The 12,925-nt window shown below is 72.2% G+C and carries 15 protein-coding genes and 1 pseudogene; 2 read left to right on the top strand and 14 right to left on the bottom strand.

Translation table 11 applies throughout. From position 1 onward, the window contains the following. On the bottom strand, positions 1-2,114 hold a 2,114-nt coding region (ctaD, locus tag ACTZWW_RS12465; protein WP_444781276.1), incomplete at its 3' end, for a cytochrome c oxidase subunit I. Then, positions 2,111-2,851 (bottom strand): cytochrome c oxidase subunit II, encoded by a 741-nt coding sequence (gene coxB, locus ACTZWW_RS12460; protein WP_444781278.1) that lies wholly within the window; start codon positions 2,849-2,851, stop codon positions 2,111-2,113. The genes coxB and ctaD, both read right to left, overlap by 4 nt. Between coxB and ACTZWW_RS12455 the strand changes: the two genes are divergently transcribed. Further along, positions 2,840-3,397, top strand: coding sequence for a DUF2231 domain-containing protein (locus ACTZWW_RS12455; protein ID WP_444781277.1), 558 nt, complete (start codon positions 2,840-2,842; stop codon positions 3,395-3,397). The genes coxB and ACTZWW_RS12455 overlap by 12 nt on opposite strands. A 198-nt stretch (positions 3,398-3,595) precedes the next feature. Here the strand turns inward: ACTZWW_RS12455 and ACTZWW_RS12450 are convergent. The 8 genes and pseudogenes from ACTZWW_RS12450 to ACTZWW_RS12415 all read right to left on the bottom strand — a co-directional run. Further along, positions 3,596-3,889, bottom strand: a pseudogene (locus tag ACTZWW_RS12450) (CopD family protein); the annotation flags it as partial. A gap of 85 nt (positions 3,890-3,974) precedes the next feature. Further along, the gene (locus ACTZWW_RS12445) at positions 3,975-4,382 is read right to left on the bottom strand and encodes a septal ring lytic transglycosylase RlpA family protein (RefSeq protein WP_444781275.1); all 408 of its coding nucleotides are present in this window, start codon (positions 4,380-4,382) and stop codon (positions 3,975-3,977) included. A 229-nt stretch (positions 4,383-4,611) separates the two neighbouring features. Continuing rightward, entirely contained in the window at positions 4,612-6,357 is a 1,746-nt protein-coding gene (locus tag ACTZWW_RS12440; protein ID WP_444781274.1) for a dipeptide ABC transporter ATP-binding protein, read from the bottom strand. After that, positions 6,357-7,262, bottom strand: a complete 906-nt coding sequence (locus tag ACTZWW_RS12435; protein ID WP_444781273.1) for an ABC transporter permease — start codon at positions 7,260-7,262, stop codon at positions 6,357-6,359. The genes ACTZWW_RS12440 and ACTZWW_RS12435 overlap by 1 nt, the downstream gene beginning before the upstream one ends. A gap of 1 nt (position 7,263) precedes the next feature. Further along, the gene (locus tag ACTZWW_RS12430) at positions 7,264-8,238 is read right to left on the bottom strand and encodes an ABC transporter permease (RefSeq protein WP_444781272.1); all 975 of its coding nucleotides are present in this window, start codon (positions 8,236-8,238) and stop codon (positions 7,264-7,266) included. Between the two features lie 307 nt (positions 8,239-8,545). Beyond that, positions 8,546-10,120 carry an ABC transporter substrate-binding protein gene (locus tag ACTZWW_RS12425; protein ID WP_444781271.1) on the bottom strand — a complete coding sequence of 525 codons (1,575 nt, stop codon included), beginning with the start codon at positions 10,118-10,120 and terminating at the stop codon, positions 8,546-8,548. A gap of 147 nt (positions 10,121-10,267) precedes the next feature. Continuing rightward, entirely contained in the window at positions 10,268-10,645 is a 378-nt protein-coding gene (locus ACTZWW_RS12420; protein ID WP_444781270.1) for a response regulator, read from the bottom strand. Between the two features lie 23 nt (positions 10,646-10,668). Then, positions 10,669-11,076: a response regulator gene (locus tag ACTZWW_RS12415; RefSeq protein WP_444781269.1), complete on the bottom strand. Its 408-nt coding sequence runs from the start codon at positions 11,074-11,076 to the stop codon at positions 10,669-10,671. A gap of 237 nt (positions 11,077-11,313) precedes the next feature. Here ACTZWW_RS12415 and ACTZWW_RS12410 point away from each other — a divergent pair, with 237 nt between their 5' ends. Then, entirely contained in the window at positions 11,314-11,595 is a 282-nt protein-coding gene (locus ACTZWW_RS12410) for a hypothetical protein (RefSeq protein WP_444781268.1), read from the top strand. Between the two features lie 103 nt (positions 11,596-11,698). On the opposite strand, the gene ACTZWW_RS12405 is transcribed toward ACTZWW_RS12410, so the two are convergent. Genes ACTZWW_RS12405 through ACTZWW_RS12390 form a run of 4 tightly spaced genes read right to left on the bottom strand, consistent with a single transcriptional unit; the run spans position 11,699 to position 12,782 of the window. Beyond that, positions 11,699-11,911: a hypothetical protein gene (locus ACTZWW_RS12405; RefSeq protein WP_444781267.1), complete on the bottom strand. Its 213-nt coding sequence runs from the start codon at positions 11,909-11,911 to the stop codon at positions 11,699-11,701. 26 nt (positions 11,912-11,937) lie between these two features. Next, positions 11,938-12,366, bottom strand: coding sequence for a hypothetical protein (locus ACTZWW_RS12400; RefSeq protein WP_444781266.1), 429 nt, complete (start codon positions 12,364-12,366; stop codon positions 11,938-11,940). A gap of 50 nt (positions 12,367-12,416) precedes the next feature. Then, the gene (locus ACTZWW_RS12395; RefSeq protein WP_444781265.1) at positions 12,417-12,614 is read right to left on the bottom strand and encodes a hypothetical protein; all 198 of its coding nucleotides are present in this window, start codon (positions 12,612-12,614) and stop codon (positions 12,417-12,419) included. Positions 12,615-12,629: 15 nt separating this feature from the next. Further along, positions 12,630-12,782, bottom strand: coding sequence for a hypothetical protein (locus ACTZWW_RS12390; protein WP_444781264.1), 153 nt, complete (start codon positions 12,780-12,782; stop codon positions 12,630-12,632). Between the last annotated feature and the right edge of the window lie 143 nt (positions 12,783-12,925).

The following is a 12,925-nucleotide window of genomic DNA, read 5'->3' as shown; positions in this document are numbered from 1 at the left end:
GCCACGTCCGGCAGGAGCGGCGGGCTCGCCACCGGCCAGGCGGGGGCGAAGGCGGCGAGGAAGATCGCGCCGAAGGCGAGCGACCCGAACAGGATCGCGTCGGCCAGCAGCAGGAAGACGAGGCCCCACCAGGCGGGCGGCCGCGGGTGGGCGAGGTGGAGCGGCAGCCGCACCCCGCGCCCCGCGTCCTCGGGCGGCGGATCCGCGGGCGCGGCGTCGCTCGCCGCCCACCGCCAGGCGAGGACGAGCGTCAGCACGAGGCCCGCGGGCGCGAGCCAGTAGAGCCCCGCCAGCATCGCCCCGAAGAAGACCGCCAGCGCGAGCGCCGTCCACAGGGGCGTGTAGTCCTGGTTCGGCAGGACGAGGATCTGCTCGGGTTCCGCCTCCACCATGGACACGCACAGCGTCTCCATGCGCCCCTCGCGCACGCGCCCGAGATAGCCCTCTCCGGCGGCGAGGGCCTGCGGGAGCGCGGGCTCCTCGTGGAGCGGGTCGCGGCCGCCGACGTGCGGCAGGCTCGCGAAATTGTAGGGTGCGGGCGGCGTCGGCATCGCCCATTCGAGGGTGCCGGCCTTCCACGGGTTGCGTCGGAACGACCGGCCGTGGCGCAGCTGCAGGAAGATGTCGAGGGCGACGAGGGCGAAGCCCGCGGTCAGCACGAAGGAGCCGATCGACGAGATCAGGTTCGGCACGTCCCAGCCGAGCCCCGGCGCGTAGGTGAAGACCCGCCGCGGCATGCCCAGGAGCCCCGTCCAGTGCATGACCAGGAAGGTGAGGTTGAAGCCCGCGAAGATCAGCCAGAAGGCGGTCTTGCCCACGCCGAAGACCGGCAGGCGCCCGCTGATCTGCGGCAGCCAGTAGTACATGCCCGCGATCGCCGGCAGCACGAAGCCGCCGATGAGGACGTAGTGCAGGTGGGCGACGACGAAGTGGGTGTCGTGCACCTGCTCGTCGAACGGCACGACCGCCACCATCACCCCGGTGAGCCCGCCCGCGACGAAGACGAAGAAGAAGCCGAGGATGTAGAGCATCGGCAGGGTCAGCACCGGGCGGCCCTTCGCCAGCGTCGCGAGCCAGGCGAAGATCTGCACCGCCTGGGGCACGGTGACGAGCAGCGAGGCGGCGGAGAAGAACGCGAGCGAGAGCCGCGGCAGGCCCGTCGCGAACATGTGGTGCACCCAAAGCCCGAAGGAGAGGAAGCCGACCGCCACCACCGCCGCCACGACCCAGGAATAGCCGACGATCGGGCGCCGGGCGAAGACCGGGAGCACGGTCGAGATCACCCCCGCGGCGGGGATGAAGATGATGTAGACCTCCGGGTGGCCGAACAGCCAGAACAGGTGCTGCCACAGGAGCGGGTCGCCGCCGAGCTCTGGGTCGAAGAACGGCCAGCCGAAGGCGCGCTCGACCTCGAGCAGGATCGAGCCGAGGATGAGGGGCGGGAAGCCGCCGAGGATCATGAAGGCCGTGACGAGGAGGTACCACGCCATCAAGGGCATGCGCCCGAGCGACATGCCCGGCGCGCGGACCTTGAGGATCGTCACCACGATCTCGACCGCCGCGGCGATGGCCGAGACCTCGACGAAGGTGATGCCGAGAAGCCAGATGTCGGCGCCGATGCCCGGCGAGTAGGGCTTCGTCGACAGCGGCGTGTACATGAACCAGCCGCCGTCGGGCGCCACGCCGAAGGCGATCGAGCCGAGCACGGTCGTGCCGCCGAGGAGGTAGCACCAGTAGCCGAAGGCGGAGAGGCGCGGGAATGCCAGGTCGCGCGCGCCGAGCAGCTTCGGCAGGATGTAGAGCGCCATGCCCTCGATGAAGGGGATGGCAAACAGGAACATCATCACCGTGCCGTGGGTGGTGACGACCTGGGCGTAGGCGTCGGGCCCGAGCACGTCGTTGCCCGGCAGCGCGAGCTGCGTGCGCACCAGCATCCCCAGGATGCCGGCGGCCACGAAGAACGCGAGCGCGGTGAGCATGAAGCGGCGCCCCACGATGGTGTGGTTCACCGCCGCGAGACGCGCCAGCCCCGGGGGCGTGTCCCAGACGGCCCAGAGGGCACGGTGGAGGCGGATCGCCCGCGCGCGGCGGGTGGCGAGGATCGGATCCGTCATCGGCGCGCCTCCCGGGCGTCCTGCTCGGCGAGGCGCGCGAGCGCGTCCGCGTAGGCGGTGGGTGCGTGGGCCACGACCTCGAAGGTCATGCCCGCGTGCCCGACGCCGCAATACTCGGCGCAGACGGCGCCGTAGGTGCCGGGCTCCTCGGCGAGGATCGTGATCGTGTTGACGCGTCCGGGGATGGCGTCGCGCTTGCCCGCGAGCCGCGGCACCCAGAAGGAATGGATGACGTCGGCGCTCGCGATCGCGACCTCGACGGGGCGGCCGGCCGGGACGTGCAGGCGTCCCTCCAGCGTGAGCGGGCCTTCGGGCGCGTCCTCGTGCGTGAAGGTCCAGGTCCATTGCCGCGCCAGCGCCTGGACGCGTACCGGCGCCTCGCCGGTGCGCGCGGCGTCGTCGATCGGGTCGATGGCGAAGGCGTAGACGAGGAGCGCGAGCAGCGTCACGAAGGGGAAGGCGAGCCCGCCGCCCCACAGCCAGACGCCGTCGCCGGGCGGCCGCGATGAAACCGCCGAGCCTCTTCGCGCTTGAAGGAAGGGGATCACCGCGAGCAGGCACACGCCCACCAGGATGAGCGTCGCGCCGGCGAGCATGATCCACCACAGGGTCGCGACCCGCTCCGCCGCCGGCCCCGCCGGGTCGAGCGTCGAGAGCGGGCCGGCGCACCCGGCGAGCGCGGCCGCGGCCGCGATCGCGCCACCCCGAACGAGCGAGGAGCCCCCATGCGTGCCCACCGGTCCAACGCCATCGCCACGACGCTCGGCAAGCCCGACGCGCTCGGCGATCTCGACAGCCGCGTGGCGCTGTTCGGCCACCCCGTCCACGCGATGCTCGTCGCCTTCCCGATCGCGGGGGTGTTCTGGGTCGCGGGATCGGACGCCGCCTATTGGTGGACGCTCGATCCGTTCTTCGCCCGCGCCGGCCTGTGGGGCGCGGGCGCGGCCTTCGTGATGGGCTGCGCCGCCGCGCTCTCGGGCTTCGGCGAGATGATGCTCGTGCCCGGCGCCCGCCGCCGTCCCGCCGGATGGACGCACGGCGTCATCGCCATGACGCTGGTGGGTGTTCTCGCGCTGAGCTGGGCGCATCGGATCGACGACCACGTCGCCGCCGTGCTGCCGTGGGGGCTCGCCCTCTCGGGGCTGCAGCTCGTCCTGGTCGGCTTCGCCGGATGGCACGGCGGCAAGCTCGTGTTCGAGCACCGTTTCGGCATCGCGGCACCCGAGGACGAAGACGAGGAGGGCGCCGGCGGCGGTGCCGGCGCCGGCGCCGGGGAGCCGTGAGAAGAGCTCGTCGAGGAGGTTTCCCGGAAACCCGTCCGGCCGCCCGTCCCGCAGGAAGGCCGGGAAGATCTCGGCGCCGATCTCCGGCTTGCCGAGCACGAAGACGAGCACGGCCGAGACGAGGACGATCGCCACCGTCACCAGGGCCGCACGCGTTCTCGGGCCGGGCTCGAGGCGCTTCGTGCGCCGCGCGAGCCCGCGTCCGATCAGCATGTGGAGCAGGCCCATGCCGCCCACGGCGGTGAGCTTTCCCGCGAGCCAGGGCGTCTCCCAGGAGGCGACGAAGACGAGCGCCGTGCCCGTCGCCACGGTGAACACGGCGGCGGGCGAGACCACGACCTCGAAGGCGAGGCGCGTGAAGCGCATGCGCCGGGCGTACTCGCCCTCGTCGGGCTCGGTGCGGCCGCCGATCAGGGCGGGAAGCGCGACGAGCCCCGCCGCCCAGAGCGACAGGAAGGCGATGTGGGCGGCCTTGAGCCAGATCTCGAGCATGCTGGTCCGGAACGTGGAGGGTCGCACGGACAATGTTCCGGACGCCCAGGCCGTTCCGGCCAGGCTGCGCGAGTGGTCGCGATCCTCAGCCGAGGACCTCCATGCGCACCTGCGCGGTGCCGCTGGCGAGCATGCCGACCGCGCGGGCGGCGCCGCGGGAGAGGTCGATCTCGCGTCCGCGCACGAAGGGGCCGCGGTCGGTGATGCGCACGACGACGGACTTGCCGTTGGCGACGTTGGTGACACGCACCTTCGTGCCGAAGGGCAGCGTCTTGTGGGCGGCGGTGAGCGCGTCCATGTCGTAGCGCTCGCCGCTCGCGGTGCGCCGGCCGTGGAAGCCGGGGCCGTACCAGGACGCGTGCACGGTCGCCGCGTGGATCGCGCCTGCGGCCCCGTCGACCGGATGGGCCCGTGCCTGGGGCGCGAGGAGGGGAGTGGAGAGGAGAGCCGTCGAGAGGAGGGCGGCTGCCGCCGCGTGCCGGATGCGCGTCATCGTTTGGTTCGTCGCCGTTCGTTGGGAGCTTCGTCGAGTGCCGTTCGGCGCGCCCCTATGGCGGTTCGTTCCGGGCGCGAATGCGGTCGCGGCCGGGACGGCTCTGGGCCATTTCCGGGCAGGCCCGTCACATTTCGCGAGCGGCCGCGGTCTTACCGGAGCCTTCTCCTTCTCCAACGTGAAAGGAGGAGGGGGGCGTCGGCCATCCGCGAAACCCCGTTCGCGACCTCTAGGCCAGAGCGTTAGCGGTGGCGGCGTCCTCGAGGAGGGCCAGCGAGGGCGTGAGCGAGAGCAGCGTGCGGGAATATTCCGTCCGCGGGCCCGCGAAGAACGCTGCGCTCTCCCCGGCCTCGACGAGCCGCCCGTCCTTCATCACCGCGATGCGGTCGGCCATCTGCCGCACGACCGCGAGATCGTGGCTGATGAACAGGATCGAGAGCGCGAAGCGCTCCTGCAGGTCCTTCAGGAGGTTCAGCACCTGCGCCTGGATCGAGACGTCGAGCGCCGAGGTCGGCTCGTCGCACACGAGCACGTCCGGCCGCGCCAGCAGCGCGCGCGCGATGGCGATGCGCTGGCGCTGGCCGCCGGAGAACTGGTGCGGGTAGCGCTCGGCCGCGTCCTCCGGCAGCCCCACCAGGGCGAGCATGGCGCGCGCGAGCCGGTCGCGCGCCGGGGCGTCGGGCTCGATCCGGTAGAGCGCCAGCGGCTCCGCCAGGATCGCGCCGACGCGCCGGCGGGAATTGAGCGACGAGTGGGGATCCTGGAACACCATCTGGATCGCGCGGCGCGCCGGATGCGACCGTGGCCGCGACGATCCCGGCGGCAGCGGGGCGCCGTCGTGGCGCATCACGCCCGCCGTGGGCTCGACGAGCCCCATGATCGCCTTCGCCAGCGTCGACTTGCCCGAGCCGCTCTCGCCGACGAGGCCCAGCACAGACCCACGCGGCAGCGCCAGCGTGACGTCGCTGACGGCGCGGATCGGCTCTCCCTTGCGGAAGAGCCCGCGGCGCGGGCCGGGGAAGGCGACGCCGAGACCCTCGACCGCGAGCGCCTCGGCGGCGGGCGGCGTGGCGCCGGCCTCGCGATGCGCCTGCAGCCAGCGCTCGGCGTCCTTCGCGGTATTCTCGGCGGCGGCCGGGCGCACGATCGCGGGCGCGCCGTCCACGGCGATGAGCGGGAAGCGGTGGAGCCGGCGCTCGAGCCGCGGCACCGAGGCCATCAGGCTCCTCGTATAGGCCGCCTGCGGCCGGCCGAGCACGTCGCGCGTCGGGCCCGCTTCCACGACGCGGCCGTGGCGCAGGACGGTCACCCGGTCGGTCACCTGCGCGATGACGCCGATGTCGTGGGTGATCAGCACCATGCCGATGCCGCGCTCGTCCACCAGCCGGCGGATCAGCGCCAGCACCTGCGACTGCACGGCGACGTCGAGCGCCGTCGTCGGCTCGTCGGCGATGACGAGCTCGGGGTTGGTGCACAGCGCGAGCGCGATCACGACGCGCTGGCGCATGCCCCCGGAGAACTGGTGCGGATAGGCCTTCATCCGCCGCTCGGCATCGCGGATGCCGGTCTGCGCGAGGAGCGCCGCCGCCCGCGCCCGTGCCGCCGCGTCGCCGAGGCCGGGCTCGTGGGCGAGGATCGTCTCGACGAGCTGCGCCTCGATCGTCATCAAGGGGTTGAGGCTCGTCTGCGGGTCCTGGAAGATCATCGAGATCCGCTTGCCGCGCGCCGTGTGGCGGGCGGCGGGGGAGAGCGCGAGCAGGTCCGTGCCGCCGAGCCGGATCGTCCCCGCGGCGACGCGGCCGGGCTCGGAGAGGAGGCCGGTGATCGCGGCGGCGATCGTCGACTTGCCGGCCCCGCTTTCGCCCACGAGGCCGTGGATCTCCCCCGGCGCGACCGCGAGGCTCACGTCCTCCACGGCCGTGAACACGCCCCGCCGGCCGGGGAATTCTACCGTCAGGCCCTCGACCTCCAGCATCAGCGAAGCCTCGGGTTGAAGACGTCGCGCAGGAAGTCGCCCAGCACGTTGATGGCCACCACGAGCACGACGAGGAAGGCGGTGGGCACCCAGAGGATCCACCACTCGCCCGAGAGAAGGAACTGCATGCCGATGCGGATCAGCGTGCCGAGCGAGGGCGCGTCGGCGGGCAGCCCCACGCCGAGGAACGAGAGCGTCGCCTCGAGCAGGATGGCGGACGCGAGATCGACGGTGGCGATGACGAGGAGCGGGCCGACGACGTTCGGCAGGATCTCCACGAGGAGGATGCGCGCCGGGTGGACGCCCATGGCGATGGCGGCCTGGACGTAGTCCTCGTTCTTGGCCCGGAACGTCGAGGCACGCGCCGTGCGGGCGAAGTTCACCCACAGCGACAGGCCGATCGCCACGATCAGCACCGCGACCCGGGTCTCCTCCTGTGCATCGCGCGGGAGCACGCCGCGGGCGATGCCGTCGATCAGGAGCGCGGTGAGGATCGCCGGCAGCGCGAGCTGCACGTCGGCGATGCGCATCACCACCGCGTCGAAGCGCCCGCCGATCCACCCCGCGGCGAGGCCGAGCCCGATGCCGAGCACGGCTGCGAAGGCCATCGCCGAGAGGCCGATGACGAGCGAGAGACGCGCGCCGTAGAGGATGGCGGAGACCATGTCGCGGCCCTGGTCGTCGGTGCCGAGGAGGAAGCGCGGGTCGGCGCCCTCCTGGAAGGCCGGCGGGCGCAGGGCGTCGATCAGGCTGAAGCTCGCGAGGTCGTAGGGGTCGCTGGGCGCGATCCACGGCGCCAGCGCCGCGCCGGCGATGATCGCGAGCGCGACGAGCGCGCAGGCGATCACGAGCGGGCTGCGGGAGAGGAGGTGGAGGGCCTCGGAGTCGCGGAGCAGCGTGCGCATGTCAGGCGGCCCCCGTGACGCGGATGCGCGGATCGATGGCCGCGTAGAGGAGATCGACGAGGAGGTTGATCGCCACGAAGACGAAGCCGATCAGCACCAGGTAGACGGCCATCACGGGGATGTCGACGAAGCGGATCGACTCGAGGAAGAGCAGCCCGAGGCCGGGCCACTGGAAGACGCTCTCGGTGACGATCGAGAAGGCGATGACCCCGCCGAACTGGAGCGCCACGATGGTGACGACCGGAACCAGCGTGTTCCCGAGCGCGTGCCGGTAGTGGATCGACCGCAGCGGCAGGCCGCGCGCCATGGCGAAGCGGATGTGGTCGGTGCGCATGACCTCCATCATCTCGGCGCGCACGAGCCGCAGCGTCAGCGTGAGCTGGTAGAGGCCCAGCGTCACCGCGGGCAGGATCAGCGCGCGCCAGCCGTCGATCGTGAGCAGGCTCGTGCGCCAGCCGCCGATGTCGACGGTGCCGCCGCGCCCGAAGGTGGGCAGCCAGCCGAGCTGCACCCCGAACAGGAAGATCAGGAGGATGCCGATGACGAAGGTCGGCACCGAGACGCCGATCAGCGTGCCGATCAGGAGCGCCTGCGTCGCCGGGGAGCGGGGCTTCAAGGCCGCGTAGACGCCCCCGGGCACGCCCACCACGAGGGAGATGAGGAGCGCGACGAGGCCGAGCTCGAGCGTCGCGGGAATGCGCTGCGCAATCATCTCCCCCACAGGCTGGCGGGTGCGGTAGGAATAGCCGAAGTCGAGCGTCGCGAGGTCCGCCACGAAGCGCGCGAACTGCACGGGCACGGGGTCGGTCAGCCCCAGCTCGACGCGCAGCCGCGCCATGTCCTCCGGCGCGGTCTCGACGCCGGTCATCTGCGAGACGGGATCGCCGACGAACCGGAACAGCGCGAAGGCCAGCGCCGCGACGGCGAGCATGACGAAGAGGGACTGGAGGAGCCGGCGGGCGAGGAAGGGGATCATGGGCCGACGCGCCCGTGCCTGGGGGCTCGTCGCGCTCCATCGGATTTCTCGCTCGCGGCGACGGTCGGAGCGTAGCCGGAACGCCCCGCACCCCTAGCCCCTCTCCACGAGGGAGAGGGGAACCCCGTTGCACGTGTCATCGACGTCGAGCGAGGTCTTCCGACGTCGACCGATAAAGGAGAGCGGCCGAAGCAGGCTCTCCCCTCTCCCTCGTGGAGAGGGGCCGGGGGTGTGGGGCGTTCAGGACGATCTCGCCGCGGATGCCGGGCGCCCATCATGGATCGCGCCGATCGGGCCGGCACGTCGCTCAATTCACCCGCACCCAGCGCAGCATGAAGAAGTTGTCCGGCCGCTGCACCAGGTCGATGTTCGCCTTCGCGGCCCAGATCAGCGGCTCGACGTAGAGCGGCACGTAGGCGACCTCCGCCTGGAGGACGGCGGCGATCTCGTCGAGCATGGCCTGGCGGGCGGCGGGGTCGAGCTCCTGCTGGACGAGCGGCAGCAGCGCGTCGACGCGCGCGCTGGAATAGCCGCCGAAGTTCCACGAGCCGACGCGGGTCTCCTCGTTGGGCGTCGCGGCGAGGAAGCGGATCGGGTGCTCGGCGTCGAAGGTGCCCGGCGACCAGCCCAGCAGGTACATGTCGAAATTGTCCGCCCGCAGCTCCTCCCAGTAATTGCGCACCGGCATCACCGTGAGCTCGGCGTCGATGCCGACGCGGGCGAGCATGGAGGCGATCGCGCGGCAGACGGCCTCGTCGTTGATGTAGCGGTCGTTGGTGCACATCAGGCCGAAGGAGAAGCCGTCCGGGTAGCCCGCCTCCGCGAGGAGCGCGCGGGCGCCGGCCTCGTCGAAGCCGATCGGCGCGTCGTTCGCCTCGGAATAGCCGCTCAGGCCCGCCGGCAGGAGCTGGCTCGCGGGCACCGACTTGCCGCGCATGATCACCCGGCCGATCGTATCGACGTCGATGGCGAGCGCCACCGCCCGGCGCACCCGCGCGTCGAGGAAGGGGTTCGGCGCGCCGGCGTCGGCGCCGTACTTCAGCACCTCCCGGTCGTGTCCGAAGCCGAGCACGATGACGCGCGTCTCCAGCCCCTCCAGCACCCGGAAGCCCTCGCGGCCCTCGACCTGCGCCACGTCCTGGAGCGGGATCGGCGAGATCATGTCGATCTCCCCCGACAGCAGCGCCGCGAGCCCGGTCGCGGCGTTGCCGATCGGCGTGAAGATCGCGCGCGTGATGTTGTGCTCGCGCACGCCCCACCAGCCGTCGAAGGGCTCGAGCACCGTCTCGATGCCGGGATCGCGGGAGACGAGCCGGAAGGGGCCGGTGCCGTTGGCGTCGCGCGTGGCGGCGTTCTCCGCGTCGCGCGCGGGGCGCACCGCGTCGTTCGCTTCCGCCCACTCGCGGTCCATGATCAGGAAGTTCGCGATCGAATCGGGGAAGAGCGGGTTCGGCGCGCTCGTCACGAAGTCGATCGTTGTGTCGTCGACGACCCGCACCTCGGTGACCGGCGCGAACCAGGAGCGCACGTCGCTCTCCTCGGAGGCGGCGCGCTCGTAGGAGAACAGCACGTCGTCGGCGGTGAAGGCCGCGCCGTCGTGGAACGTCACGCCCTCGCGAAGCCGGAAGCGCCAACCGTCCTCGCCCTCCAGCGGCGCCCACGCGGTGGCGAGCGACGGCTCGATCGCCATGTCGGCATCGCGACGCACGAGCCCCTCGTAGACGTTGTTGAGGAAGGACGTCACGGGCGCTGCGTTCACCGCGTGCGGGTCCATGGTCTGCGGATCGGTGGCGCTCGACCAGCGGAAGGTCTCGGCCGAGGCGGGCAGGGTGCCGGCGAGGCCGGCGACCGCGAGCGCGGCGAGCTGCAGGATGGGACGCATGGGGAAACCTCCGGCCGTCTATTCACGTTTCGAAACGTGAATTGTCGATTTCCACGCACCCTGCACGATATCACCGCCTGCGACAATCGATACCGCCGCCCCGACGGCAGCGCTCGCGAGAACGTGTTCGGGCCTCCCGCGGGGCGTTCAGCCGCGGTCGCGCTCCGCGCGCAGCCGCTTGATCCGGTCGAGCACCGATTTCGGATCGTAGGGCTTGGGCAGCGTCGGGCCCTGCTCGCAGATCTCGGAGGCTTCCTCGACGGCTGTCTCCAGGCTGCCGGCGAGGACGATGTCGATGTCGGGATGGATCTCGGCGATCCAGGCGCGCAGCGCGAAGGCGTTCTCGGAGCCCGGCAGGCGGGCGTCGACGAAGGCGATGTCGATCCCGAGCGACGCCTCGCCGAGGAAGGTGCGTGCCTCCGCGGCGCTGGAGGCCTCGACCACCTTCAGCCCGCATTCGCGGAGGAATTCGGCCAGGTTGTGGCGCACGATGACGTCGGCGTCGACGAGGAGGACGGTCTGCATGACGATCTCCCGGATGGAACGGATCAGGTTCCTGAACCGCCCGGCTCCAGGAGACGTTCCAGCCGCGCGCACACCGCATCGCTCGAGACCGGCTTCGGCAGGAAGGCGTCGACGCGCGCGGCGGCCGCCGCCGACGGGTCGAGATGGCCGGAGAGCACGAGGATGGGCAGCGCTGCGACGCGTGCGCGCGCCTCGCGGGCGAGCTCGAGCCCGTCGATCGCGCCGGGGGTGCGCACGTCCGTGACGATCGCGTCGACGGGCAGGCCGGAGCGCAGCACGTCGCGCCCTTCCTCCGCGGTGGTGCAGGCCACGACGACGTAGCCGGCGTCCCGCAGCGTCTCCTCGAGATCGAGCCGCACGAGCGGCTCGTCCTCCACGAGGAGAACGGTCGCGCTCCGCTCGATCGCGCGCTCGGGCACGGGCTCGGTCATCGCGGGTCGGCCATGGGATGGTGTACTCCGGCATCGACCGCCGCCGACGCCTACTCGAAGGGCTGGATCACACGGGCCAGGGTCCGTGCACGGGCCGTACGCGAACAGATTACGCGCTCCGGCGCAAGTCGTTCCATCGCACGAAGCACTCGAGAGAGGTGGATCCCCCATGATGACCGGCGCCGGAACGGCCACGCATCGCCCGCGTTCCTCGATGAGCTGCGAAGGAGGTGTTTCATGCGCAGGAGATCCATCGTCGCCCTGCTCGTCTACCTGCCGACGAACGCGGTGCTCTTCGGCATCGGTGCGGTGACCATCCTCGTCGTGCCGGCGCTGAACGCCCGCGCGGACGTGCTGATCCCCATCGTCGTCGCGGCGAGCTTCGTCCTCGCGGCGCCGATCGCGTGGATGCTCGCCCCGCGCCTGCAGGCGCGCTCCTTCCGCAGGTGGGGGGACCCGGCGGACGCGACGGCCTCGCAAGCGGGCGTCGCCGAGGGCGGCCGGCCACGGCCCGATTGAGCGCCGGATGCGGGTGCCCGGCGGCACCCGCGGCGGAGGCGGCGGGCACCGCCTCCGTCTCTGAGCGAACCGCGACGTCGCGGACCTCGCGTGTGCCTGCGAATCAGGCGGCGACGGCCCGCGTTCGCTCGGCGCAGGCGCGGCAGGGCGCCGTTCCGGGCCGCGGGCACGCGATCTGCGCCGTCGCGCCGCATTCGGGGCAGATCCGCAGGCCGGGGACGAGGGGACGGAACGTCCGCTCGGCCGCCGCGCGGGCGAGAGCATCGCTCACGGCGACGATGGCCGCGAGCGGGGCCCGGGTGGTGGATGTGCTCATGGCGGGCGCTCCTCGCGCGTGGGTGATCACGGTGCGGTCGAGCGCGGGGTGGCGCTCTCCAGCGACGTCGCGTCCGCCGCCGGCGCGCCGGTCGCGCGGAAGCCGACGACGACGAACAGCACGACGGAGACGACGCTCAGCGCCTCGCCCGTCAGCAGGAGGGGCAGGCCGATCAGGTTCCCGGACACGACGAGGCCGAGCCCGACGAGCATCGGCGGCAGGCCGACGATCGCGCTCCAGAAGTGCGCGACGGCGAGCTTCGTCGCCGCCGCCTGCGGGAAGAGGCGGTAGAACGCGCCGTAGAGGAAGAAGCAGACCCAGCCGAGCAGGTTCACGTGCACGTGCACGGGCCGCAGGGTGAAGTCCTGCGTCAGCGACATCATCGAGCCGAGGGCGACGCCGACGGCGAAGAAGACGAGCGCGGCGCGGAAGAAGCGGTTGGGAAGAGGGGACATCGGTCTTTCCTTTCGTGGTCGTGGGTTCGACGGAGCGTGCGGGGGCGTGCTCAGAGCTTGGTGGCCATGCGGATGTCGAAGCGGGCGATGCCGCGCTCGCGCATCTGCGCGTCCGACAGGCGCAGCCGGCGGCGGGAGACGCGGCGCAGCTTCAGCTTCAGGCGCAGGGCGATGCGCGCGAGCAGGGAGCGGCGGCGCAGGGTGGGCACCCCCTCCGCCTGGGCGAGGGTGTGGCGGGCGACGATCATGGTGGTGTCCTCCACTCAGCGGCGGGGCGGCGCGGCGCAGGGGCAGCGCGGCGCCTTGATCTCCTCGAGCAGGGCGGCGAGCTCGCGGATGCCGCGGGCGCGGATCTCCTCGGGACTCTCGTCGCGCCGGACGTCCCGGCGTGTCCGGCGGTGATGCGCGAACAGCATCGCGTGGCCTCCTCTCGTTGGGCCGGGACGGTCTAGGAGCCCGCCGTTTCGGGCGAATTGCGCCGGCCGGCCCGATGGTCACGCCATGGTTGCGTGCGCCGGCCCGCGAGGCGCGGCGTGTTTCGTCCGCCGCGCGCGACGAA

The sequence above is a fragment of the Salinarimonas sp. NSM genome, assembly GCF_052380005.1.
Classification (GTDB): domain Bacteria; phylum Pseudomonadota; class Alphaproteobacteria; order Rhizobiales; family Beijerinckiaceae; genus Salinarimonas.
Note: the sequence above shows the minus strand (reverse complement) of the source record. Positions and strands in the feature narration are given on the sequence as shown.

Excerpts from the sequence above, each read along its gene's own strand:
- ACTZWW_RS12455 (WP_444781277.1), top strand. The coding sequence starts at position 2,840 with ATGCGTGCCCACCGGTCCAACGCCATCGCCACGACGCTCGGCAAGCCC.
- ACTZWW_RS12445 (WP_444781275.1), bottom strand. The coding sequence starts at position 4,382 with ATGACGCGCATCCGGCACGCGGCGGCAGCCGCCCTCCTCTCGACGGCT.
- ACTZWW_RS12440 (WP_444781274.1), bottom strand. The coding sequence starts at position 6,357 with ATGCTGGAGGTCGAGGGCCTGACGGTAGAATTCCCCGGCCGGCGGGGC.
- ACTZWW_RS12435 (WP_444781273.1), bottom strand. The coding sequence starts at position 7,262 with ATGCGCACGCTGCTCCGCGACTCCGAGGCCCTCCACCTCCTCTCCCGC.
- ACTZWW_RS12430 (WP_444781272.1), bottom strand. The coding sequence starts at position 8,238 with ATGATCCCCTTCCTCGCCCGCCGGCTCCTCCAGTCCCTCTTCGTCATG.
- ACTZWW_RS12425 (WP_444781271.1), bottom strand. The coding sequence starts at position 10,120 with ATGCGTCCCATCCTGCAGCTCGCCGCGCTCGCGGTCGCCGGCCTCGCC.
- ACTZWW_RS12420 (WP_444781270.1), bottom strand. The coding sequence starts at position 10,645 with ATGCAGACCGTCCTCCTCGTCGACGCCGACGTCATCGTGCGCCACAAC.
- ACTZWW_RS12415 (WP_444781269.1), bottom strand. The coding sequence starts at position 11,076 with ATGACCGAGCCCGTGCCCGAGCGCGCGATCGAGCGGAGCGCGACCGTT.
- ACTZWW_RS12410 (WP_444781268.1), top strand. The coding sequence starts at position 11,314 with ATGCGCAGGAGATCCATCGTCGCCCTGCTCGTCTACCTGCCGACGAAC.
- ACTZWW_RS12405 (WP_444781267.1), bottom strand. The coding sequence starts at position 11,911 with ATGAGCACATCCACCACCCGGGCCCCGCTCGCGGCCATCGTCGCCGTG.
- ACTZWW_RS12400 (WP_444781266.1), bottom strand. The coding sequence starts at position 12,366 with ATGTCCCCTCTTCCCAACCGCTTCTTCCGCGCCGCGCTCGTCTTCTTC.
- ACTZWW_RS12395 (WP_444781265.1), bottom strand. The coding sequence starts at position 12,614 with ATGATCGTCGCCCGCCACACCCTCGCCCAGGCGGAGGGGGTGCCCACC.
- ACTZWW_RS12390 (WP_444781264.1), bottom strand. The coding sequence starts at position 12,782 with ATGCTGTTCGCGCATCACCGCCGGACACGCCGGGACGTCCGGCGCGAC.